This is a genomic window from Massilia sp. ST3, assembly GCF_018119405.1.
Lineage (GTDB): Bacteria > Pseudomonadota > Gammaproteobacteria > Burkholderiales > Burkholderiaceae_D > Telluria.
Genome location: NZ_JAGPWC010000021.1, coordinates 1 through 21,952 on the forward strand (window position 1 = coordinate 1; position 21,952 = coordinate 21,952).

Below are 21,952 nucleotides of genomic sequence, written 5' to 3' on the forward strand. Positions count from 1 at the left end.
CCAAAAATTTTACCAAACACTATTTTTTTACCCCCCACCCCCACCCCCCACGCGCCGCCGCCCCCGGGGGGGGCCGTCTTCGATACCGTGCGGGGAGCCTTAGCGGCCGGTGCCGGTCGTGGTGCTGTTGGTGCTGGTCGCGCTGCTGCCGGTCGAATCGGTATTGTTGACCGTGCCCGCAGGGCCGGTTGCGCCGGTGGCATTGGTGCTCGACTCCACGGCCGACGAGCCGGTTGCCGAGGTGCTGCTCGAGCCGCTGGTGGTGCCGGAATTGCCGGTGGTGGTGCAAGCGGCGAGCAGGATGGCGCTCAGGCCGACGGCGACTGCGCCCTGGATGCTGTGTTTCATCGATTTCTCCTTACGTTATGGATGGGTGGCGCCATGATGGGAGCGCGGCCACGCACACGAAATAGGAGTAATCCGGCAACGCGTGTAGGAGCAGCCTCACACTTTGTTCAGCGTGCCGCATCCTGGCGTTCGGCCACCCAGGCCAGCAGGTCGCCAGCGGCGAGCGGCCGGCTGTAGAAATAGCCTTGGGCCTTGGTGCAGGAGTGGGCCCGCACCACGCCGGCCTGCGAGGGCGTCTCGATGCCCTCGGCCACGGTCTGCATGCCCAGGCTCTGCGCCACCTTGACCGTCGCCTCGATCAGGACCTGGTGGTGGTGGCTGGTGTCGGCCTGGCTCACGAAGGAGCGGTCGATCTTGACCGTGTCCACGGGCAGCAGGTGCAGGCTCGAGAGCGAGGAATAGCCGGTGCCGAAATCGTCCAGGGCCAGCTTGATGCCGAGGGCCTTGAGTTCGTGCAGGCGCTGCTGCACGTCCTGGTCCTGGGCCGCCAGGCTTTCGGTGACCTCGAGCTGCAGGGCGGCGGGCGGCATGCCGGTGTCTTGCAGGAGGCGCGCCACGTGTCCGATCCAGCCCGGCTGGCCGAGCTGGGCGCGCGACAGGTTGACCGCGACCAGGCGCGGGGCCCGCTCGCCCAGGCGCGCGCGCCAGTCGAGGAAATCGCGGCAGGCGTGCTCCAGCACGAAGTCGCCCAGCGCGCCGATCAGGCCGCATTCCTCGGCGACCCCGATGAACTCGACGGGCGGCACCACGCCGCGCCGTGGATGGCGCCAGCGCACCAGGGCTTCGACGCCGGCCGCGTAATCGATGCCGCCGTCGGGCAGCATGCCGACCACCGGCTGGTAGACTACGAACAGCTGTTCCTCCAGGATGGCCTGGCGCAGCTCGCCCTCGATATCGGCGCGGCGCGCCGCTCGCTCGCGCATGCCTTGCTCGAACAGGCGCTGGCGTCCGCCGCCGGCGCGCTTGGCCTCGACCATCGCGATGCTGGCGTCGCGCAGCACGTCGTCGGACGTGGCCGCGGCGCCGGCGCCCCAGACCAGGCCCAGGCTGGCGCCGCTCACCACGTCGTGGCCGTCGATCAGGTAGGGGCGCGCCAGGGCGTCCAGCAGGCGCGCGGCGACCCGTTCGGCGTCCTCGCGCGAACGCATGCCGTCCAGGACCACCACGAACTCGTCGCCGCCGATGCGCGCCGCCAGCTGGCCGCCGCGCCCCAGCGGATCGAGGTGGTCGCTCGGCGGGCGCAGGGCGCCGCGGATGCGCTCGCCCATCTGGACCAGCAGCTGGTCGCCCACGGCCCGCCCCAGGTTGTCGTTAACCTGGCGGAAGCGGTCCGCGTTCAGTAGCAGTACGGCGAAGCCCGCGTCTCCGGACGCCTGCAGGGCCATCAGGCGCTCGACTTCGTCGCGCACCTCGTCGCGGTTCGGCATCTGCGTGAGCGCGTCGGTGCGGGCGGCGCTGCGCAGCCGCCGCGACAGCGTGTCCTTCTCGCGCTGCACTTCCAGGGTGGCGTCGGCCACCATGAACATCAGGCGCTCGGGATCGAGCTTCATCAGGCTCAGCGAGAGCACCTGGGGCGCGTTCGGCGCCTTCGCGGCGGGCAGCGCCAGCCGCAGGCCGTCGACGATCATGCCGGACGGCTCGGCGCAGGCCGCGACCCGGGTGCGCAGGTCCGGGACCAGTGCATCCAGCACGGCGAATAGGTCGTCCAGCGCGGCGGCGGGCGCCACCGGCATGAGCAGGTTGGCGGCCATCGGGTTGAGCATCTCCACCGTGCCGTCGAGGCCGGTCTGGACCAGCCCGACCGGCGCGCGGTACAGGAAGTGGATCAGCGCTTCGTACTCGGCGCCGGGCTGGAGCGGTTCGGAGGGCAGGTCCCGGCTCATCTGGCGTGGCGCTGGACCAGGACGTAACGGCAAGGGCTGCCCGGTGCGGCCAGCAGGCGCAGCGCGACCTTGACCGGGCGCATGCGCAGGGTGAGGACGTAGGCGATGGTGTCGTCGAGCTCGACGCCTTCGGCGAAGGCGTCCTCGAAGCGCTGCGCCACCATGAAGTTGTTCAGGCACGGCGCGACACTGGTAAACAGGGGCTCGCCCAGTACGCGCTCGGGCGAGAGGCCGGCGGCTTCCGATTCGAAGCGGTTGTAGCGCTTGACATTGGTGTCGGCGTCGAAACCGATGACGCCAAAGTCGAGCTCGTCGAGCTGTTCAGCGCTGCACTGGTCGAGGCGGGTAGCCAGGCCGGGCATGTCGAAAGTAAGCTTGCCGTTCATGAAAGACTCACAGCCAGCTTCGCCAGCGGTTGATTAAAGGAAAGAGATGTTGGCATGCGGACAGCATGGGTGTCAATTGTGCGCACCCGCAGGTGTGACATTTTCATCGCTTTTCCACGATAAGGCCAGCGCCGCACGGTTTGACAGGCTTCCCACGCGCCTGTCACACTCGGCGCCTTCTCCCCAGGACCGATTCGGAATGCTTGCTGACACTTTTCCGCGCTGGTGGCGCGATGGGCCGACCCTTCGGCGCGTGGTCCAGGACTTGCTGGCCGGCGAACTCGCCGCCATGCGGCCGGGCCGGGCGCGCCTTGCGCCGCCATGGCCGGACGACGCCGACCTGGTGGCGGACCTCGGCGCGGATTCGCTCGAGCTGAGCGGCCTGGCGGCGGCCATGGAGACCATGCTCCAGCTGCGGCCCGGCGCCGACGAAGCGCTGCTGGCGCACACCCGCCTGGCCGATTGGCTGGCGCTGGCGGCCGCCGGGCTCGAGCGCGATGCCGGGGCCGTCACTTTCCGCAGCTCGGGCAGTTCGGGCACGCCCAAGGCAATCCGGCACGAGGCCGTCCTCCTGTGGCAAGAGGCGCGGCACCTGGCGACCCTGTTTCCGGCCACTGCGCGCATCGTCACCCTGGTGCCTTCGCACCACATCTACGGTTTCCTGTTCTCGGTGCTGTTGCCGCATGCGCTAGGCATCGGGCCGGGGCAAGTGGCCGACCTGCGCGCCCTGTCGCCGGCGGCGCTGGCGCAAGGCCTGGCGCCGGGCGACCTGGTGCTCGGCTTTCCCGACGCCTGGCGTGCGTTCGGGGCAGCCGGGATGCGCCTGCCGCCCGGGGTCAGCGGCGTGAGTTCAACCGCGCCCTGTCCGCCCGAGACCGCGCACGCGGCGCTGGCCTGCGGCCTGGAGCGGCTGGTGCAGGTCTATGGCAGCTCGGAAACCGCCGGCGTCGGCTGGCGCGAGACGCCCGAGGGCGAGTATTTTCTTTTCCCATACTGGGCGCGCACCGCGGACGATGCGGTCCTGGAGCGCCGGGCGCCGGATGGCCGGCGTCTGTGCTTCCCGCTTCAGGACCGGCTCGCCTGGGCGGACAGCGTGGCGAGCGAGGCAGCGGACCTTGCGCCCGCAGGCGCCTTGGGGCAAGGCTTGTTCCGGCCTGCCGGCCGTATCGACCACGCGGTGCAGGTGGGTGGGATGAACGTCTTTCCCGCCTACGTCGCGGACGTGCTGCGCCTGCATCCCCAGGTGCTGGAAGCAAGCGTGCGCCTGATGCGGCAGGACGAAGGCCATCGACTGAAAGCCTTCGTCGTGCCGCGCGACGGCGCATCGGCGGACACCGGCCGGTTGCGCGCGGAATTGCACGCCTGGATGGGCGAGCGACTGACGGCGCCCGAATGTCCGGCCGCGTATTCGTTTGGCCCGGCGCTGCCGCGGCAGGCCAGCGGCAAGCTGACCGACTGGATCATCGACGCCTGGGCGTGAAAGGCGCGCCCGGCCACCCGGGCGCGGTGGCCGCTACAGGTCGACCAGGACCTCGAAGCCGCCGTAGACCATGCGCTTGCCGTCGAAGGGCATGGCGCCGGGCTGCATCATCTCGGCCATGCGCGGATCCTTCATGACCTTGTCGTTGACCTCGTCGCGATGGGCGCGCGATTCGTAGACGATCCAGGAGAACACGACCGTTTCGCCTTCCTCGAGGTTGACGCTTTGGGGGAAGGAAGTCAGCTTGCCCGGCTTGACGTCGTCGCCGATGCACTCGCGGAACTGCAGGGCGCCGTGCTCGCGCCAGACCTGGCCGGCCTTGGTGGCCATGGCGCGGTAGGCGTCGATGTTGGATTTGGGCAGGGGAAGGATGAAGCCGTCGACATAAGCCATGTTCGTCTCCTCTTGGTCGGCTGAAGGTGGACCGTCCCTGTACAGACCAGCAGGCGGCCCGCAAAGTTTCCGGCGCTCGGACCGAGGCCGGAAACGCTTAGCTTACCTCAAAAAAGACGGTTGTTGACCGGCGCCGCTTGCGGCGGCGGCGCGACCGGCGGGGCGGGGGGCGGTACAGGCGCCGGGGGCGGCGCGTCCGGGTCGGGCTCCCCCTCCGGTTCGAGTTCCGGTTCCGGCGGCGCGGCCTGGTCGAGGTCGATGCCGCGCAGTTCGGGCGCGTCGACGAATTCCGGGTAGACCCAGTCTTCGCCGTCGCGCATCACGTCTTCCGGCGCCACCCGTTCTTCCTCTGGGCGCTTGGCCAGCGCGACCTTCATGTAGTCGATCCAGATCGGCAGCGCCAGGGTGGCGCCGAATTCCTTGCCGCCCAGTGAACGCGGCTCGTCGTAGCCCATCCAGGCCACGGCCACCACGTTGCCGCCGTAGCCCGCGAACCAGCCGTCGAAGGCGTCGCTGGTGGTGCCGGTCTTGCCGGCGATGTCGCCGCGTCCCAGGCGCTGGGTGGCGGCGGCGCCGGTGCCGTAGCGGGTCACGTCGCGCAGCATGCTGTCCGAGACGAAGGCGTTGCGCGCCGTGATCACGCGCGCTTCCTCCTGCTTCGCCTTGGGCGGCTTGGCCTCCATGATGACGGTGCCGTTGCCGTCCTGGATCTTGGCGATCAGGTAGGGCTTGACGCGGTAGCCGCCATTGGCGAAGACGGCGTAGGCGCCGGCCATCTGCAGCGGGGTGACGGCGCCGGTGCCCAGGGCCAGGGTCAGGTTCTTCGGGTGGCGCGCCGGGTCGAAGCCGAAGTGGCCCAGCCATTCGTGGCTGTAGTCGGTGCCCAGTGCGCGCAGCAGGCGCACGGTGGGCACGTTCTTCGACTTCGCCAGCGAGGAGCGCATGGTGACGATGCCGTCGAACACGCCGTCGTCGTTCTGCGGCGTCCACAGTTCGCCGTCCTCGCCGCCCGGCAGTTCCAGCGGCTCGTCGAGGATGCGGGTGGCCGGCGAATAGCCTTTTTCCAGCGCCGCCGAATACACGAAGGGCTTGATGGCGGAACCCGGCTGGCGCCAGGCCTGGGTCACGTGGTTGAACTTCTGCAGGTTGTAGTCGAAGCCGCCCACCAGCGCGTGGTAGGCGCCGGTGTCGGCGTCGATGGCGACGAAGGCCGCGGCCACCTGGGGCACCTGGGTGATCGACCACTCGCCCTTGTCGTGCCTGTTGATGCGGATGATCGCGCCCGGCGTGATCCGGTGCGCGGGCGGCGCTTTCTCGGACAGCCCGCGCGCGGCGAACTTCAGGCCGGCGTCCTTGATGAGAACCTCGTCGCCGTCGAGCGTCTCGACCCTGACTTCCTTCGGCGTCGCGGCGAGCACCACCGCCGGCACCAGGCCGTCGCTGGAGGGGCGCTTCTGGAGGGCCTCGACGATGGCGTCCTCGCGTTCCTCGGGGTCTTCCGGCAGCTCGATGCGCGCCTCGGGGCCGCGGTAGCCGTGGCGCTGGTCGTAGGCGATCACGTTGCGGCGCACCGAGTCGTAGGCCGCTTCCTGCTCGGCGGCCAGGATGGTCGTAGTGACCGTGATGCCGCGCGTGTAGGCTTCTTCCTTGAACTGCTCGTAGACCACCTGGCGCGCCAGCTCGGCCACGTAGTCGGCGTGGGTATCGTAGCGCTGGCCGGCGTCGCGCTTGATGCGCAGCGGTTCGGATAGGGCCTGGCGGTACTGATCGCCGGTGATCTCGCCCAGCTCCAGCAGGCGCTTGAGCACCGCGTGCTGGCGCTGCTCGGCGCGCTTGAAGTTGGCGACCGGGTTGTGGCGCGCCGGGTTCTGCGGCAGGCCGGCCAGCATCGCGATCTCGGCCAGCGAGAGCTGGTCGAGGGTCTTGCCGAAGTAGCTGCGCGCCGCGCTCGAGAAGCCGTAGGCGCGCTGGCCCAGGTAGATCTGGTTCATGTACAGCTCGAGGATCTGGTCCTTGGTGAGCGCGTCCTCGATCTTGTAGGCGAGAGCGATCTCGGTGAGCTTGCGCGAGATGACCTTCTCGCGCGACAGGAAGAAGTTGCGCGCCACCTGCATGGTGATGGTCGAGGCGCCCTGGCGGAATCCGCCGCCCAGGTTGGATTTCGCGGCGCCCGCCGCGCGGATCCAGTCGATGCCGCCATGCTCGTAGAAGCGCGTATCCTCGATCGCCAGCAGGGCCTTCTTCATCAGCGGCGGGATCTTCGCGATCGGCACGAAATCGCGGTGCTCGACCCCGAACTGCCCGATCAGCACATTGTCGGCGGTATAAATACGCAGCGGGATCTTGGGCCGGTAGTCGGTGACGGCGTCGATGGCGGGCACGTTCGGCATGATCGCCGTCATCAGGTAGGCGGCGGCCCCGCCGCCGGCAAGCAGCACGGCGCCGAGGGCGGCGAGGAGGAAAATGCGCACGCGGCTGGTGGACCGCACGGCCGTCTTCTTGGTCTTGGTCACTGCTGAACTTTCCTTGTTGGGCCGGATCCGGGTCGGGGTGGCCCGTCGTTGGCGGATTATAATCCGCTTTCATTCCACAACGGCATGTGCGATATTCACGCTTTCAGGTTCTCCCAAGCAAGGTGAACCTCGTGCGCAACGAAGGAAAAACGCAGATGCCTTACGATCCGAACCCGGCCGGGTTCAAGCCCTACATTCCGGCCAACGCCCGCCTGCCCGAATTCACCGTCCGCGCCCTCATCATGGGCGTGGTGCTGGGCATGGTGTTCGGCGCCTCCTCCCTGTACCTGGTGCTGAAGGTCGGCCTCACGGTGTCGGCCTCGATTCCGGTCGCGGTCATCGCGATCACCCTGTTCGGCGTGGCGCGCAAGTTCGGCGCGCGCGAATCGACCATCCTCGAGAACAGCATCACCCAGACCGCCGGTTCGGCCGGCGAATCGCTGGCCTTCGGCCTGGGCGTGACCATGCCGGCGATCCTGATCCTGGGCTTCGACCTGGAGATCTCGCGCGTGATGCTGGTGGGCGTGCTGGGCGGCCTGCTGGGCATCCTGATGATGATCCCGATGCGCCGCACCATGATCGTCGACAAGCACGGCGAGCTGAAATACCCGGAAGGCACCGCCTGCGCCGAGGTACTGAAGGCGGCCGCCACCAACGTCTCGCGCGAAGCCGCGGGCGAAGCGCTGGAATCGGATTCCGACGCCGTACGCGACGCCAAGCGCCGCGCCGCGATCATCTTCGGCGGCTTCGGCATCGGCCTGCTGTACAAGACCCTGAGCGTGTCGCTCAAGGGCTGGAAGGATACCGTCAACTTCGAGTTCGGCGCGCCGCTCAAGGGCGGCTCCGCCGGCGCCGAGGTCTCGCCCGAGCTGCTGGGCGTGGGCTACATCATCGGCCCGCGCATCGCCTTCACGATGGCGGCGGGCGGGGTGCTGTCCTACCTGCTCCTGATCCCGATGATCAAGTTTTTTGGCGACCTGCTCACGGTGCCGCTGGCGCCGGGCACCACCCTGATCCGCGACATGTCGCCGGACGACATCCGCAACGCCTACGTGCTGTACATCGGCGCGGGCGCGGTGGCCGCGGCCGGCCTGATCTCGCTGGTGCGCTCGATGCCGATGATCTGGAAGAGCCTGTCCTCGGGCCTGGCCGGCATGGGTAAATCCAGCACTGGCGATACCTCGAGCCGCACCGACCGCGACATCCCGATGAAATGGGTGGTGATCGGCTGCCTGGCCATCATCGCCATCATCACCGTCGCCACGCCGCTGCACATGAACCTGCTGGGCGCGCTGCTGATCCTGGTGTTCGGCTTCCTGTTCGCCACCGTCTCTTCGCGCCTGACGGGCGAAGTCGGTTCGTCCTCGAACCCGATCTCGGGCATGGCCGTGGCCACCTTGCTGTTCACCTGCCTGATCTTCCTGGTGATGGGCTGGACCGGCGGCCAGTACTACGTGACCGCACTCTCGGTCGGCGCCATCGTCTGCATCGCCGCCAGCAACGCCGGCACCACCTCGCAAGACCTGAAGACCGGCTTCCTGGTCGGTTCGACGCCGCGCCTGCAGCAGTACGCGATCCTGTGCGGCGCCTTCGCCTCGGCCCTGATCCTGGGACCGATCCTGCTCAAGCTGAACGACGCCGGCACCGTCTATGTGCCGGCGGCCCAGGTGGCGCCGGGCTTGACGGTCGACGCCTCGAAACTCACCCAGACCGCCCAGCTGCAAGGTCCGCAGGCCGAGAGCGACAAGAACACCTACAAGGTCTGGCAAAAGCTTGATGCCGTGGGCGGCCCGGCGGGCAAGTACCTGGTGGCGGACGACGGCAAGCCGGTCTACCTGGTCGACCCGGGCATCAACGGCACCCACAAGACCCGGCCGGACGGCACCGAGGTCAAGAAATACGACGCGCCCAAGGCGGTGCTGATGTCCTACATCATCAAGGGCATCCTGGACCAGGAACTGCCCTGGACCCTGGTGCTGTTCGGGGTGATGATCTCGGTGGTGCTGGAAATGGCAGGCATCGCCTCGCTGGCCTTTACCGTCGGCGTCTACCTGCCGCTGGTGTCGACCCTGCCGATCGCCGTCGGCGGCCTGCTGCGCTGGATCGTCGACCGCCGCAACAACACCCTGCCGCAGTACGAGAAGCTGACGCCGGAACAATGCCAGGCCGCGGGCGACCGCAGCGCCGGGACCCTGCTGGCATCGGGCTACATCGCCGGCGGCGCGCTGGCGGGCATCATCATCGCGATCACTGCCGGCGTGCTGACCAGCTTCGACAGCGACATGACGAAATGGGCGGAGGCGTCGAATCCCTTCTTCGCGGGGCCGGATGCGCACGTGCTGACCCTGATTCCGTATGCGGCGATCATCCTGCTGCTGTGGTGGGTGGCGCGGGAGAGGCCTGAGAGGAAGTGAGTTGTAGAGAAGCCGGCGTGAGCCGGCTTTTTTTATGCGTTGGTGGCGTGCTAAGGAACTTGGGTCCCCGCGCAGGCGGGGACCCAAGTTTGCCGGCGTACCGACTACACGTACGCCAAATCGTGCTGCCGGATCACCACATCGATCCAGTCATTCGTATGCCCGAACCGGTAGCCGAGCGATTTGGCCCGGGAAGTATCGAGCACCAGCGCCGACGGAAAATCGAAGGGCGACAGCACCCCGGGCGCGGCCACCTGGGCCGCCTGGCGCGGGAAGGCGTCCTCGTCGAGGGCCTCGGCCACGCGCGCATGCAGGGCGAATGCCGACAGCGGACCATCCGCGGCCGCGTTGACCGGGCCGGTGAAGGACTGCCCGCCCGCCCACACCAGGAAATTGGCCGCTTCCTTGGCCTGCATGAAGGAGACGTCGGCCTGGGCGTTCGAGTAGGGCAGCGCGGCGCGCAGGCGCACCAGGTCGACGTAGTGGGCCAGGCGGCCGGTGAAGTCGTCCGGTCCGCCGAGCACGTGGGCCAGGCGCACCGTGACGGTCGGCAGGCTTCCGTCGCGGTAGAGATAGGCCTCGGCCTGGATCTTGCCGCAAACATAACTCTCGACCGCGCGCGCCGGGTCGTGCCAGGGGTAGCCGGCGTCGATCGGCTGGGCGTGCACGTTCAGGTCGCGCTCGGCGAAGGGACGTCCCAGCGGTGCGAGTTCGCGGTAGACGTCGATGGTCGATGCCATGACGTAGCGTCCAACGCGTCCGCCGAAGACCCGCACCGAGATCGCCGCGTCGAGCGGCGAATAGCACATCTGGTCGTAGACGATGTCGAAGCGCGCATTGCCGAAGGCGGCGCGCATGGCGGATTCGTTGCGGCGGTCGACGCGCACCCGGGTGATGCGCTCGCCGAAAGGATCGGGCGCATAGCCCCGTGTTGCGATTGTCACACGGTGGCCGGCCAATAACAGGCGCTGCACCAGCAGTTTGCCGAAAAAGCGGGTGCCACCGATCACCAAAATATTCTTGGGCATGACTTTTCCTTGTGTGTTCAGCTATATTGTATTTTCTGGACGTTCCTTCCTTCAACCTAGAAAAAGTACAGGTATTGAATAAGAAATATTTATGCATGGGGTGGCGATGAAGCCCTTGCGCAGCCTTTCCGGCCTGATCGACTTCGAGTGCGCGGCCCGCTGGGGCAGCTTCAAGCTGGCCGCGCGCGAGCTGCACAAGACCCCGGCGGCGGTCAGCCTGCAGGTCAAGCAGCTCGAGGAAAACATCGGCTTTCCGCTCTTCGTGCGCCACCCTCGCCACATCGCGCTGACCGAGAAGGGCCAGGAGCTGGCGGTGGCCACCGGCCGCATGCTGGGCGACCTGCGCGCCAAGGTGGCGGCCCTGCAGCGCGGCGACGAGGAATCGGTGCTGCGCATCTCGACCACGCACTCGTTCGCGATCAAGTGGCTGGTGCCGCGCATGCACCGCTTCACCAAGCTGTATCCGGAGCTGGACATCCGCATCGATTCGAACGACGCGCCGGTCGACCTGCAGGCCGACAGCACCGACGTCGCGGTGCGCTACGGCCCGGTGCGCGACGGCGATCCGGCGACCCTGTTCCGCGAACGCCTGGTGCCGGTGTACAGCCCGGAACTGCTGGCGCCGGGACAGGCCGACCTCACCCTGGCCGACCTGCCGCACTGCCGCCTGCTGGTGGAAACCTCGCCCGAGGCCTGGCTGCAGCTGCTCAACGAGAACAAGGCGCTCAAGGGCAAGTACGACTTCTCGCGCGGCTACAGCCACTGGGGCGTGCTGGTGCAGGCCGCGGTGGCGGGGCAGGGGGTAGCGCTGGTGCCCTACGGGATCGCTTTCCAGGACATCGTGTCGGGCGCGCTCAGGCAGATTCCCTGCCGCAGCGCGCCGTTCGGGAACGGGTACAAGTTCCTGGTGAATCCGCACAAGGAGCACATGCTCAAGGTGCGGCGGTTCAGGGAGTGGATGGTGGGGGAGATGGCGGAGATGCGGGCGACGCTGGACAAGGTGTGAGTTCCGGGTTGGGCACGCAAAAAATCGGCTCCCCGCGAAGGCGGGGACCCAAGTTCGGTGAGTCGCCCCTAAAACAAAAACGGCAGCCACGCAGGCTGCCGTTTTCATTGGAAGCAAAAAACCCTTACTTCACGCCATGCATCAGTTTCTGGATCAGCGGTGCGATCAGGAACAGCAGCACGCCGCCGCCCAGCAGGATCCAGAAGCCGAAGGTGTAGCCGTCCAGCGCCGAGGCCACCGACATGCCGGTTTCGCCCGACACGTGCGAGGCGAAGATGCCCGACAGGTTGTTGCCGATACCGGTCGACAGGAACCAGCCGCCCATGCCCAGGCCCACCAGGCGGGTCGGGGCCAGCTTGGTCACCATCGACAGGCCGATCGGCGACAGGCACAGCTCACCGATCGACTGCACGACGTAGACCATGAACAGGGTCCAGAACGGGATCTTGCCCTGGTCGTTGATCAGCTGGGTCAGCGCATACATCAGCAGGCCGAAGGCCAGGCCGTTGAAGATGATGCCCAGGCCGAACTTGCGCGGGATCGACGGGTTCACGTTGCGCTTGCCCATCGCGACCCAGATGGCGGCGATGATCGGTGCGCAGACGATGATGGCGATCGAGTTCACCGACTGGAACCAGGCAACAGGGAAGGTCCAGTCGCCGAAGTCGCGGTTCACGATCTGGTCGGCCAGGAAGGTGAACGAGCTGCCGGCCTGCTCGAAGAAGCACCAGAACAGGATGTTGAAGAAGAAGATGATCATCATGGCGATGGTCTTGTCGCGCGAGACCGCGCCTTCGCGCACGCCTTCCACGATCAGCATCAGGGCCAGGATAATGAACAGCACGGTCAGCACGACCTGCAGGTTGGCGGCGCCGGCCTGCAGCAGCAGGTAGACGACCGGGATCACGACCAGCGAGCCGATGATCACGCCGATCAGGCGCTTCGGATTGGCCAGTTCGCCGACCGGTGCGCCAATGCCCTTGAGCTGCTTGCGGCCGAAGTAGAACCACACCAGCGACAGCAGCATGCCCACGCCCGAGGCGAAGAACACGATCTTGTAGGCTGGGGTGTCGCCGGTGTTGAACACGTTCTGCGCCAGCTGCTGGGTCAGGATCGGCGAGATGAAGGCGCCGGCGTTGATGCCCATGTAGAAGATGGTGAAGCCCGAGTCGCGGCGGGTGTCGCTGATCGAGTACAGCTGGCCGACCATGGCCGAGATGTTCGGCTTGAACATGCCGTTGCCGACGATGATGGTCGCCAGGCCGAGCTTGAAGATGTCCTGGCTCGGGATGGTGATCATGAACAGGCCGGCCGCCATGAAGATCGCGCCGACGATGATCGAGCGCTGGTAGCCGATGACGCGGTCGGCCACGTAGCCGCCGAAGACGGCGCCGGCGTAGACCAGCGCAAGGTAGGAACCGTAGGTCAGGTTGGCGTCGGCCTGGCCGACCGCGTCGCCGCCGTAGAACTGGGCGACGATGTAGAGCACCAGGGCCCAGCGGATGCCGTAGAAAGCGAAGCGCTCCCAGAATTCGGTCATGAACAGCATCCACAGCGGAGCTGGGTGGCCCATGATCTGTTTGAATTCTGGGATCGGTCCCTTGGCAGGTGAAGTAGCAGCACCGCTCATGCGGTTCCTCCCGAAATAGTATTTGTCTCGATGGATTGGTATATGGACGATCGGCGTGCCGAGAATTCCAATAGGCACGCATTCTAGTGCATATTTGTTAGCGCAAGCGAATTTTTTCCAGCTGTGTTAATACGCGCGCACGCAGGCGCACGGCCCGGCGCGCCAGGCAGACAAAATGTTGCACTTTGGCGTATATTGCCTATCAGGCCTGTCGATCATTGGCTCGTATCACAGTAGAGAAAAGGAAAACAACACCATGACCCATGATGTAGTCGATACGCTGATTTCCCCGGAAGGCCGCCTGGAGGTTCTGTCCAAGGCGGAGGTGGCCAAGCTGCTCGACACCAGCAAGGCCGGCCTGTATGACATTTTTCGCAAGTGCGCGCTGGCTGTCCTGAACAGCGGCAGCGACATCGATGACGGCAAGGAGCTGATGGAGCGCTACGCCAGCTTCGACATCAGCATCCTGCAGCGCGAGCGCGGCATCAAGCTCGACATCCGCGGCGCTCCTGCGCACGCCTTCGTCGACGGCAAGATGATCAAGGGTATCCACGAGCACCTGTTCGCGGTGCTGCGCGATATCGTGTACGTCCACTTCGACGTCACCGACAACCCCAAGTTCGACATGGCCCGCACCGAGGGCATCACCGACGCGGTCTTCCACATCCTGCGCAACGCCAACGTGCTGCAGCCGCAGCGCAATCCCAACCTGGTGGTGTGCTGGGGCGGCCACTCGATCAGCCGCGTGGAATACAACTACACCAAGGAAGTCGGCTACGCGCTGGGCTTGCGCGAGCTCGACATCTGCACCGGCTGCGGACCGGGCGCCATGAAGGGCCCGATGAAGGGCGCCACCATCGGCCACGCCAAGCAGCGCCTGACGGGCGGCCGCTACCTCGGCATCTCCGAGCCGGGCATCATCGCGGCCGAGTCGCCGAACCCGATCGTGAACGACCTGGTCATCATGCCGGACATCGAGAAGCGCCTGGAGGCGTTCGTCCGTACCGGCCACGGCATCGTGGTGTTCCCGGGCGGCGCCGGCACGGCGGAAGAAATCCTGTACATCCTCGGCATCCTGCTCCACCCGGACAATGCCGAGATTCCTTTCCCGCTGTTCTTCACCGGCCCGGCCTCGGCGCGCGAGTACTTCGCGCAGATCGACCACTTCATCGGCCTGACCCTGGGCGAGGCGGCCCAGCGCCGCTACAAGATCATCATCGACGACCCCGAGGCCCTGGCGCGTGAGATGCACGCCGGGATCAAGCAGGTGCGCGAATACCGCAAGGCGCACAGCGACGCCTATTACTTCAACTGGCGCCTCAAGATCGACCATGAATTCCAGCGTCCGTTCCGCCCGACCCACGAGAACATGCGCAACCTGAAGCTGCACCGCGCGCAGGAATCGCACATGCTGGCGGCGAACCTGCGCCGCGCCTTCTCGGGCGTCGTGGCGGGGAACGTGAAGGAAGAGGGGATCCGCGCGATCGAGAAGTACGGGAAGTACGAGATCCAGGGCGAGAGTGCCATCATGGGGCCGATGGATGCGCTGCTGGCGTCGTTCGTCGAGCAGAGCAGGATGAAATTGCCGGGGAAGGCGTATACGCCTTGCTATACGATCGTGCAGTAGGTCCGCGTGCACCGTTAGCTTCTACACCGTCGTTCCGGCGAAGGCCGGAACCCGAGGCCGTGCCGCTGCCACTGGCGTGACACGCAGACGGTACGCTCGCGAACTTGGATTCCGGCCTTCGCCGGAATGACGGTTTTGAGGCTGGAGGTGGTGGTTTGCCGTATCGCTTTTCACCCACACAAAAAAGGCGGCCGTGCAATGCACGGCCGCCTTTTTCACTCAATCGCCTGGACGCTCAGTCTTCCTTGCGCAAATGCGGGAACAACAGCACATCCCGGATATTCGGCGAATCCGTAATCAGCATCATCAGGCGATCAATACCGATCCCGCAGCCACCCGCCGGCGGCATGCCGTATTCCAGCGCGCGGATGTAGTCGGCGTCGTAGAACATCGCTTCGTCGTCGCCCGCGTCCTTGGCCGCCACCTGCGACAGGAAGCGCGCCGCCTGGTCTTCGGGGTCGTTCAGCTCCGAGAAGCCGTTGGCGATCTCGCGGCCCACCATGAACAGCTCGAAGCGCTCGGTGATGCCTTCGCGGGTGTCCGAAGCGCGCGCCAGCGGCGAGACTTCGACCGGATAGTCGATGATGAAGGTCGGTTCCCACAGCAGGGCTTCGGCGGTCTCTTCGAACAGCGCCAGCTGCAGCGCGCCCAGGCCCGAGGTGGCGAAAGGCTTGACGCCGAACTTCAGCAGTTCCTGCTTGAGGAAGTCCATCGAGTTCAGCTGCTCGGGGGTGTAGCCCGGCGCGTACTTGTCGATCGCCTCGACGATGGTCAGGCGCTGGAAGGGCTTGGACAGGTCGAGTTCGCGGCCGCCGTAGGTCAGGACGGCGCTGCCGTGGGCGTCGACGGCAGCCTGGCGGATCACCGATTCGGTGAAGTCCATGATCCACTTGTAGTCGGTGTAGGCCGCATAGAATTCCATCATCGTGAATTCCGGGTTATGACGGACCGACACCCCTTCGTTGCGGAAGTTGCGGTTGATCTCGAACACGCGGTCGAAGCCGCCCACCACCAGGCGCTTCAGATAGAGCTCGGGCGCGATACGCAGGTACATTTCCATGTCAAGCGCATTGTGGTGGGTGATGAAGGGCTTGGCCGCGGCGCCGCCCGGGATCGGGTGCAGCATCGGGGTCTCGACTTCCATGAAGCCGTGCTTTTCCATGAAGCGGCGCATCGACGACATGGCGGCGGTACGCGCCTTGAAGGTGCGGCGCGTCTCTTCGTTCATGATCAGGTCGACGTAGCGCTGGCGGTACTTGGTCTCCTGGTCGGCCAGGCCGTGGAACTTGTCCGGCAGCGGGCGCAGGGCCTTGGCGATCAGGCGCAGGCGGGTGACCTTGACGGTCAGTTCGTCGGTCTTGGTCTTGAACAGCGTGCCTTCGACGCCCAGGATGTCGCCCAGGTCGTAGCTGCGCAGGGCTTCCATGGCTTCCTCGCCGGCGCTGTCGAGCGTGACGTAGATCTGGATGCGGCCGCTGGCGGCCGGGCCCGAGCTGTCCTGCAGGGTCGCAAATGCCGCCTTCTTGCCGGCTTCGCGGCGCAGCATCATGCGGCCGGCCAGCACCACGGCGACCGGCTCGGCTTCGAGTTCCTCGCGGGTCTTGCCGGTATGGCTTTCGACCAGGTCGGCAGCCTTGTGCTGGGGGACGAAGTCGTTCGGGAAGGGGTTGCCCTGCTGGCGCAGCGCGGCCAGCTTGGCGCGGCGCTCGGCCATGATCTTGTTCTCGTCAAGGGCCGGGACTGGCGCCTGTTCTTGGTTTTCCGTAGTCATGATGGATGCGATTCTTGTTAAGTTGTTCAGGCGAACAGGCTGTCAACGTCCAGCTCGGAGAAGTCGTTGACGATGGCCACGATATTGTCGAATTCCGCGAAGGCCGTGGCGGGCAGGGTGGTCGTCAGGACCACCGCGCGCATGCCGGCGCGGCGCGCGGCTTCCACGCCCAGCGGCGCGTCCTCGAACACGATGCAGTGCTCGGGCGCGACGCCGCAGCGCCGGGCCGCTTCCAGGAACACGTCCGGATGCGGCTTGCCGCGTGCGACATCGGCGGCGCCGACGATCGCGTCGAAATGGCGGCGCAGGTCCAGGCCGTCGAGCGTGAACTCGATGTTGGCCGGCGGCGCCGCGGTGGCCACCGCCAGCCGCGTGCCGCCGGCCTTGGCGCTGGCGACCAGGTCCTCGAAACCGCCCACCGCGCGCAGGTGCGGCGCGTACAGCTCGCGGTAGACGCCTTCCTTCTCGTGGATCAGGGTGGCGACTTCGTCGTCGGCCAGTTCCGCCTCGAGGTGCGCGCGGATGATCTCCTGGCCCTGGCGGCCGGCCGTGGTGCGGAAGAACTCGTCCGCGTCGACGGCCTTGCCGCGGCGCTCGAAGAAGGTGATCCACGAGCGCGTATGGAAGGCCATGTTGTCGACGATGGTGCCGTCCATGTCGAACACGAAGGCGCGTGCTGCAGGCGTCATCTCAGATGCCCTGCTTGAGCGAGGCCGAGATGAAGTCGTCCAGGTCGCCGTCCAGCACGTTCTTGGTGTTGCCGGTCTCGAAGCCGGTGCGCAAGTCCTTGATGCGCGACTGGTCGAGCACGTAGGACCGGATCTGGTGGCCCCAGCCGACGTCGGTCTTGGAGTCTTCCAGCTTCTGCTGCTCGCTCATGCGCTTGCGCAGTTCCAGCTCGTACAGCTTGGCGCGCAGCATGTCCCAGGCTTCGGCCTTGTTGCGGTGCTGCGAGCGGTCGTTCTGGCACTGGACCACGATGCCCGACGGGCCGTGGGTCAGGCGCACCGCGGAGTCGGTCTTGTTGATGTGCTGGCCGCCCGCGCCGGATGCGCGGTAGGTATCGATGCGCACATCGGCCGGGTTGATCTCGATCTCGATCGACTCGTCGACTTCCGGATACACGAACAGCGAGGTGAACGAGGTGTGGCGGCCGTTGGCCGAGTCGAACGGCGACTTGCGCACCAGGCGGTGCACGCCGGTCTCGGTGCGCAGGTGCCCGTAGGCGTATTCGCCGTCGACCTTGATGGTGGCGGTCTTGATGCCCGCGACCTCGCCCTCGGATTGTTCGAGGATCTCGGCCTTGAAGCCCTTGCGTTCGGCATAGCGCAGGTACTGGCGCAGCAGCATCGAGGCCCAGTCCTGGGCTTCGGTGCCGCCGGCGCCGGCCTGGATGTCGATGAAGCAGTTGGCGTGGTCCATCGGGTTGCTGAACATCCGGCGGAATTCCATGCCTTCGATGATCTTCTGGATGGCTTCGACGTCGCCGGCGACCGCTTCCAGCGTGTCGTCGTCGCCTTCTTCGCGCGCCATCTCGAACAGGTCGGCGGCATCGAGCAGGTCGGCCTTGGCTTTTTCGAGCGTCAGGACGACGCCTTCGAGCGCCTTCTTTTCCTTGCCCATTTCCTGGGCGCGTTTCTGGTCGTTCCAGATGGCCGGGTCTTCCAGCTCCTGGTTGACCTGTTCTAGTTTCTCGGACTTCTTATCGAAGTCAAAGATACCTCCGAAGTTCGGCCTCGCGACCCGTCAGGTCGTTCAGCAGGGCGGAAATGGCGTTGATGCGTTCAGCTTCCATGATCTCGGCAGTCTCGTTAGTGGGTTGAATCGAACCCTAGATTATACCCCATCGCAGGGGGATGCCATGTACGGGGCGCTTGCAGGGGCATATGCGCTGCCGTATGATCGTTCGGTTCATTTTGCTGGAATGCCCATGGCCCTCTCTTTGCGTTATCAGATTTGCATCGCGCTCGCTCCAGCGCTCCTCGGTCTTCCTGTCTGGGCCGCCAAGCCGCCCGCCGGCGCCACCGCCGTGCTGGCGGTATTGGAAACCACGGACCTGCATTCGAATGTGGTGGGCTACGACTACTACAAGCTGATGGCCGAGCCCTCGTTCGGCCTGGACCGCACGGCAAGCCTGATCGCCCAGGCGCGCAAGGAATTCCCGAACACGCTCCTGCTCGACAACGGCGACACGATCCAGGGCAATGCGCTGGCCGACTACCAGGCCCAGGTCAAGCCGCTGCGCTGCGACCAGACCCTCGGCATCTACAAGGTGATGAACAAGCTCGGCTACGAGGGCGCCGGCATCGGCAACCACGAATTCAACTACGGCCTGGCCTACCTCGGCCAGGTGACGGGCAGCCGCTTCGACGTGAAGGGCGTCAAGGCGGCGAAGAAGTGCGCCGGACCGGGCTTCCCGATGGTGCTGGCCAATGTCTACAGCGCCAGGACGAAGAAGCCGCTGTTCGCGCCGTATCACATCATCGACAAGAAGATCAGCGGCCTCGACGTCGCCGGCAAGCCGGTGAACGCGAGCATCAAGGTCGGCATCATCGGTTTCGCGCCGCCGACCATCATGTCCTGGGACAAGCGCTGGCTCGAGGGCCGGGTCTACACCGAGGGCGTGCGCGAGGCCGCGGAGAAGTACATCCCCGAGATGCAGGCCAAGGGTGCGGAGCTGATCGTGGCGATCTCGCACGGCGGCCTGGATGCCGCCCGCTATTCGCCGAGCATGGAGAACGCCAACTACTACCTGGCCCAGGTGCCGGGCGTGGACGCCATGCTGCTGGGGCACTCGCACCAGCTGTTCCCCAACGCCGACAGCAGCGTGGCCCAGTTCAACCTCCCGGGCGTCGACAAGGCGCGCGGCTTCGTGCACGGCGTGCCGACCGTGATGGCCAACCTGTGGGGCAAGCACCTGGGCCTGATCGGCCTGCACCTGAAGCACGACGGCAAGCGCTGGACGGTCGAGAAGGACAAGACCTTCGTCCAGGCGCGCGCCGCCCAGACCGGGGCCAAGTCCTTCGTCGACGCCGATCCGGAGGTGATGGCGCTGGTGAAGGAAGAGCACGAGGCGACCATCGAGTACGTCAAGACCCCCGTCGGCAGCACGGGCTTCCGCATGTCGACCTATTTCGCCGACGTCGGCGACAGTTCGGCGATCCAGGTCGTGAACCAGGCGCAGAGCGCCTATGTGGCCAAGTACGTGGCGGCCAACCTGCCGCAGTACGCCAGGCTCCCGGTGCTGTCGGTGTCGGCGCCCTTCAAGAGCGGCGTAGCGGGGCCGTCGGATTACACGGACGTGAAGGCCGGCCCGCTGGCCCTGAACAATGCGGCCGACCTCTACCTCTACCCGAACGCCCTGTACGCCGTGAAGGTGAACGGCGCCCAGCTCAAGGCCTGGCTGGAAAAGGCGGCGCAGCGCTTCAATACCATTGATCCGGGCAAGACCGAGGCGCAGGAACTGGTGAACCTGGCGGTGCCGAGCTATAACTTCGACACCATGACCAACCCGGACGTGGCCTACGAGATCGACGTGACGCGCGCACCCGGCGAGCGGATCCGCAACCTGCGCTGGCGCGGCCAGCCGATCGACGCCGGGCAGGAATTCCTGGTGGCGACCAACAACTACCGCGCCAGCGGCGGCGGCAACTTCCCGGGCCTGGACGGTAGCAAGACCGTGATCGCCTCGCCCGACAACAACCGCGACGTCCTGATCGCCTACGTCAAGGAGACGAAACAGCTGACCCGCGCGGCACATGGCGCCGCGCGCAGCTGGCGTTTCGCGCCGGTGCAGACGGCCGGCCCGGTGGTCTTCCATTCGGCGCCCGGCATGATCGAGCTGGCGCACGAGGCGGGGCTGCGCAACGTCAGCCAGGTGCTGCCGGACGATGGACGCGGCAAGGGCACGGCGCTGTACGTGATCGACCTGTCCCAATGAAGCGTGTGCTGGTGACGATGCTGGCGGCGCTGCTGCTGGCGCAGCCTGCCATGGCCCAGCATGGCGACGAGGGCGATAGCGCGCTCCGGCGCGGGTTGGCCTATCGCAGCAATGGCGACGCCGCGCTGGCGGCGCACTGGCTGAGTGTGGCGGCCACGCGCGGCGTGCCGGAGGCGATGTTCATCCTGGCGAACATGCGGCTCGAGGGCGAGGGCGTGGCGCGCGACGAGGGTGAGGCGCGGCGCCTGCTGGAGGAAGCGGCGCAGATGGATTATGCGGAGGCGTGGCAGCAGCTGGCGCTGATGGAAAAGGATCCAGTGAAGGCGGCGCAGTTGATGCGGCGGGCGGCGCATGCGCTGACGCATCGCGGGGAGGGGAAGCGTTAGAGGTTTGCCAGCAAACTTGGATCCCGGCCTGCGCCGGGATGACGACTCAACTGTAAGTGGCAAGCGTTGACACGTCATTCCCTCCACTGGAGGCAATAACTCCCGGCGAAGGGCGGGATCCAAGTTCTGTTCGATCAGTGGAGCTGCTTCTTCTCCAGCTGCACCAGCACAAACGGACTCACCACCGACGCCCACAAGGTCGCATCCGCCGCCAGCCAGCTAGCGGCCTGCTGGTCGTTTACCTTGGCCACCTGCCCCGATTGCATCCAGCGCGCGATGCTTTCCTTGTCGTCGTGCGCGATGCGCAGGGCCACCTCGATCAGGTCCAGCTCCTGGCTCACATACACCACCGAACCGCTGGCGAAATGGCGCTCCAGCTCGCTCCACTTGATGCGGCCGGTTTCGCGGTTGATCTTGTCGTGCAGTTCGGTGTCTTTGTCGGGATTGGTCTTCATCGTGCTCAGCTCAAAATCTCCACCGCGGGCTGCGGCGAACCCCGCCATGTTAACCGATACGACTGGGCCTTGCGCACATTCCCCACCAGCGCGGGACGGAAGCAGGCCAGGCAGGTGCCGCCCTGGTGCCGCACGCTGGGGTAGAGGACGCCCATCGAGCCGGCCTCCAGCAGCTCGGCCGCCAGGGCCTGCGAAGCCACGTAGCTCTGCGGATCGAGGCAATCGCGGTAGGCGTCGATGCCGCGCAGGTCGTGGAAGGGCGCGCTGAAATCGGCCAGCAGGCACTGGTAGCTGACGCTGTCGTCGAAGCGGTTGATCTCGTGGTACTCGACCGTCTTGTGGAAGATGACTTCGGCCAGCGAGGTTTCGAGCGCGAAGGCGCAGTACCAGGCACCGCGCTCGCCGTCGTTGAAGCGGCTGCCTTCCGGACGCGCATAGGTATAGGCCGCGTTGATGATGCGGAAGTTCGGCACGCCGAACACCAGCTCGTCCATGCCGATGCCAGGCAGCAGGCCGGATTCGCCGCGCAGGCGCTCGTTGGTGGCGTTGTCGAGGTCGAACAGGTCGCGCAGCACGTCGTCGTCCTCGGCCAGCGGGGCCAGGACGGAATCTTCCAGGTCGGCGAAGCGGGATGGAATCAGGCGGCAGGTATCGAACTGGCGCAGCGGGGTGAGTTTGGGAATCAGCCTCAA

At 66.3% G+C, this 21,952-nt stretch carries 18 protein-coding genes; 6 read left to right on the forward strand and 12 right to left on the reverse strand.

The window, feature by feature from the left end; all coding sequences use genetic code 11:
* Positions 1 to 99: 99 nt before the first annotated feature.
* The 3 genes from KBW98_RS09400 to KBW98_RS09410 form a co-directional block, all read right to left on the reverse strand.
* Complete coding sequence (locus KBW98_RS09400; RefSeq protein WP_211519866.1) at positions 100 to 348, reverse strand: hypothetical protein; 249 nt, start codon at positions 346 to 348, stop codon at positions 100 to 102.
* Positions 349 to 455: 107 nt separating this feature from the next.
* Positions 456 to 2,231, reverse strand: a complete 1,776-nt coding sequence (locus tag KBW98_RS09405) for a bifunctional diguanylate cyclase/phosphodiesterase (RefSeq protein WP_211519867.1) — start codon at positions 2,229 to 2,231, stop codon at positions 456 to 458.
* Positions 2,228 to 2,617, reverse strand: coding sequence for a phosphonate transporter (locus KBW98_RS09410; protein WP_211519868.1), 390 nt, complete (start codon positions 2,615 to 2,617; stop codon positions 2,228 to 2,230). The genes KBW98_RS09405 and KBW98_RS09410 overlap by 4 nt, the downstream gene beginning before the upstream one ends.
* A gap of 199 nt (positions 2,618 to 2,816) precedes the next feature.
* Between KBW98_RS09410 and KBW98_RS09415 the strand changes: the two genes are divergently transcribed.
* Entirely contained in the window at positions 2,817 to 4,097 is a 1,281-nt protein-coding gene (locus KBW98_RS09415; protein WP_211519869.1) for an AMP-binding protein, read from the forward strand.
* A 33-nt stretch (positions 4,098 to 4,130) separates the two neighbouring features.
* On the opposite strand, the gene KBW98_RS09420 is transcribed toward KBW98_RS09415, so the two are convergent.
* A complete protein-coding gene (locus tag KBW98_RS09420) occupies positions 4,131 to 4,490 on the reverse strand; it encodes a DUF1428 domain-containing protein (protein ID WP_211519870.1) in 360 nt (119 codons plus the stop codon).
* A gap of 107 nt (positions 4,491 to 4,597) precedes the next feature.
* Positions 4,598 to 6,892, reverse strand: a complete 2,295-nt coding sequence (locus tag KBW98_RS09425) for a penicillin-binding protein 1A (protein ID WP_373888922.1) — start codon at positions 6,890 to 6,892, stop codon at positions 4,598 to 4,600.
* Between the two features lie 266 nt (positions 6,893 to 7,158).
* Here KBW98_RS09425 and KBW98_RS09430 point away from each other — a divergent pair, with 266 nt between their 5' ends.
* Positions 7,159 to 9,417: an OPT family oligopeptide transporter gene (locus KBW98_RS09430; protein WP_211519871.1), complete on the forward strand. Its 2,259-nt coding sequence runs from the start codon at positions 7,159 to 7,161 to the stop codon at positions 9,415 to 9,417.
* A gap of 104 nt (positions 9,418 to 9,521) precedes the next feature.
* Here KBW98_RS09430 and KBW98_RS09435 read toward each other — a convergent pair whose 3' ends face one another.
* The gene (locus KBW98_RS09435) at positions 9,522 to 10,445 is read right to left on the reverse strand and encodes an NAD-dependent epimerase/dehydratase family protein (protein ID WP_211519872.1); all 924 of its coding nucleotides are present in this window, start codon (positions 10,443 to 10,445) and stop codon (positions 9,522 to 9,524) included.
* 106 nt (positions 10,446 to 10,551) lie between these two features.
* Here KBW98_RS09435 and KBW98_RS09440 point away from each other — a divergent pair, with 106 nt between their 5' ends.
* Positions 10,552 to 11,451, forward strand: coding sequence for a LysR substrate-binding domain-containing protein (locus KBW98_RS09440; RefSeq protein ID WP_211519873.1), 900 nt, complete (start codon positions 10,552 to 10,554; stop codon positions 11,449 to 11,451).
* A 124-nt stretch (positions 11,452 to 11,575) separates the two neighbouring features.
* Here KBW98_RS09440 and KBW98_RS09445 read toward each other — a convergent pair whose 3' ends face one another.
* On the reverse strand, positions 11,576 to 13,081 hold the full coding sequence (locus tag KBW98_RS09445) for a peptide MFS transporter (RefSeq protein WP_211519874.1): 1,506 nt from the start codon (positions 13,079 to 13,081) through the stop codon (positions 11,576 to 11,578).
* Between the two features lie 256 nt (positions 13,082 to 13,337).
* Here KBW98_RS09445 and ppnN point away from each other — a divergent pair, with 256 nt between their 5' ends.
* Positions 13,338 to 14,708 carry a nucleotide 5'-monophosphate nucleosidase PpnN gene (ppnN, locus tag KBW98_RS09450; protein WP_211519875.1) on the forward strand — a complete coding sequence of 457 codons (1,371 nt, stop codon included), beginning with the start codon at positions 13,338 to 13,340 and terminating at the stop codon, positions 14,706 to 14,708.
* Between the two features lie 235 nt (positions 14,709 to 14,943).
* On the opposite strand, the gene lysS is transcribed toward ppnN, so the two are convergent.
* The 3 genes from lysS to prfB all read right to left on the reverse strand — a co-directional run bounded on the left by lysS (position 14,944) and on the right by prfB (position 18,274).
* A complete protein-coding gene (lysS, locus tag KBW98_RS09455; RefSeq protein WP_211519876.1) occupies positions 14,944 to 16,479 on the reverse strand; it encodes a lysine--tRNA ligase in 1,536 nt (511 codons plus the stop codon).
* 26 nt (positions 16,480 to 16,505) lie between these two features.
* Positions 16,506 to 17,168 carry an HAD family phosphatase gene (locus tag KBW98_RS09460; RefSeq protein WP_211519877.1) on the reverse strand — a complete coding sequence of 221 codons (663 nt, stop codon included), beginning with the start codon at positions 17,166 to 17,168 and terminating at the stop codon, positions 16,506 to 16,508.
* Position 17,169: 1 nt separating this feature from the next.
* A protein-coding gene (gene prfB / locus KBW98_RS09465) for a peptide chain release factor 2 (RefSeq protein ID WP_211519878.1) occupies positions 17,170 to 18,274 on the reverse strand; the annotation gives its coding sequence in 2 pieces (ribosomal slippage) (positions 17,170 to 18,192 and positions 18,194 to 18,274; 1,104 coding nt in all).
* 135 nt (positions 18,275 to 18,409) lie between these two features.
* On the opposite strand from prfB, the gene KBW98_RS09470 reads away from it, so the two are divergent.
* Positions 18,410 to 20,419 carry a bifunctional 2',3'-cyclic-nucleotide 2'-phosphodiesterase/3'-nucleotidase gene (locus tag KBW98_RS09470; RefSeq protein WP_211519879.1) on the forward strand — a complete coding sequence of 670 codons (2,010 nt, stop codon included), beginning with the start codon at positions 18,410 to 18,412 and terminating at the stop codon, positions 20,417 to 20,419.
* Complete coding sequence (locus KBW98_RS09475; RefSeq protein WP_211519880.1) at positions 20,416 to 20,805, forward strand: tetratricopeptide repeat protein; 390 nt, start codon at positions 20,416 to 20,418, stop codon at positions 20,803 to 20,805. Before KBW98_RS09470 ends, KBW98_RS09475 begins: the two co-directional genes overlap by 4 nt.
* A gap of 134 nt (positions 20,806 to 20,939) precedes the next feature.
* On the opposite strand, the gene KBW98_RS09480 is transcribed toward KBW98_RS09475, so the two are convergent.
* Both KBW98_RS09480 and KBW98_RS09485 read right to left on the reverse strand, forming a co-directional pair.
* On the reverse strand, positions 20,940 to 21,260 hold the full coding sequence (locus KBW98_RS09480) for a DUF2288 domain-containing protein (RefSeq protein WP_211519881.1): 321 nt from the start codon (positions 21,258 to 21,260) through the stop codon (positions 20,940 to 20,942).
* Positions 21,261 to 21,265: 5 nt separating this feature from the next.
* Positions 21,266 to 21,952 (reverse strand): RES family NAD+ phosphorylase, encoded by a 687-nt coding sequence (locus KBW98_RS09485; protein WP_211519882.1) that lies wholly within the window; start codon positions 21,950 to 21,952, stop codon positions 21,266 to 21,268.

Excerpts from the sequence above, each read along its gene's own strand:
- KBW98_RS09480 (WP_211519881.1), bottom strand. The coding sequence starts at position 21,260 with ATGAAGACCAATCCCGACAAAGACACCGAACTGCACGACAAGATCAAC.
- KBW98_RS09440 (WP_211519873.1), top strand. The coding sequence starts at position 10,552 with ATGAAGCCCTTGCGCAGCCTTTCCGGCCTGATCGACTTCGAGTGCGCG.
- KBW98_RS09425 (WP_373888922.1), bottom strand. The coding sequence starts at position 6,892 with ATGACGGCGATCATGCCGAACGTGCCCGCCATCGACGCCGTCACCGAC.
- KBW98_RS09435 (WP_211519872.1), bottom strand. The coding sequence starts at position 10,445 with ATGCCCAAGAATATTTTGGTGATCGGTGGCACCCGCTTTTTCGGCAAA.
- KBW98_RS09430 (WP_211519871.1), top strand. The coding sequence starts at position 7,159 with ATGCCTTACGATCCGAACCCGGCCGGGTTCAAGCCCTACATTCCGGCC.
- KBW98_RS09460 (WP_211519877.1), bottom strand. The coding sequence starts at position 17,168 with ATGACGCCTGCAGCACGCGCCTTCGTGTTCGACATGGACGGCACCATC.
- KBW98_RS09475 (WP_211519880.1), top strand. The coding sequence starts at position 20,416 with ATGAAGCGTGTGCTGGTGACGATGCTGGCGGCGCTGCTGCTGGCGCAG.
- ppnN (WP_211519875.1), top strand. The coding sequence starts at position 13,338 with ATGACCCATGATGTAGTCGATACGCTGATTTCCCCGGAAGGCCGCCTG.
- KBW98_RS09470 (WP_211519879.1), top strand. The coding sequence starts at position 18,410 with ATGGCCCTCTCTTTGCGTTATCAGATTTGCATCGCGCTCGCTCCAGCG.
- KBW98_RS09405 (WP_211519867.1), bottom strand. The coding sequence starts at position 2,231 with ATGAGCCGGGACCTGCCCTCCGAACCGCTCCAGCCCGGCGCCGAGTAC.
- KBW98_RS09415 (WP_211519869.1), top strand. The coding sequence starts at position 2,817 with ATGCTTGCTGACACTTTTCCGCGCTGGTGGCGCGATGGGCCGACCCTT.
- KBW98_RS09445 (WP_211519874.1), bottom strand. The coding sequence starts at position 13,081 with ATGAGCGGTGCTGCTACTTCACCTGCCAAGGGACCGATCCCAGAATTC.
- KBW98_RS09410 (WP_211519868.1), bottom strand. The coding sequence starts at position 2,617 with ATGAACGGCAAGCTTACTTTCGACATGCCCGGCCTGGCTACCCGCCTC.
- lysS (WP_211519876.1), bottom strand. The coding sequence starts at position 16,479 with ATGACTACGGAAAACCAAGAACAGGCGCCAGTCCCGGCCCTTGACGAG.
- KBW98_RS09400 (WP_211519866.1), bottom strand. The coding sequence starts at position 348 with ATGAAACACAGCATCCAGGGCGCAGTCGCCGTCGGCCTGAGCGCCATC.
- KBW98_RS09420 (WP_211519870.1), bottom strand. The coding sequence starts at position 4,490 with ATGGCTTATGTCGACGGCTTCATCCTTCCCCTGCCCAAATCCAACATC.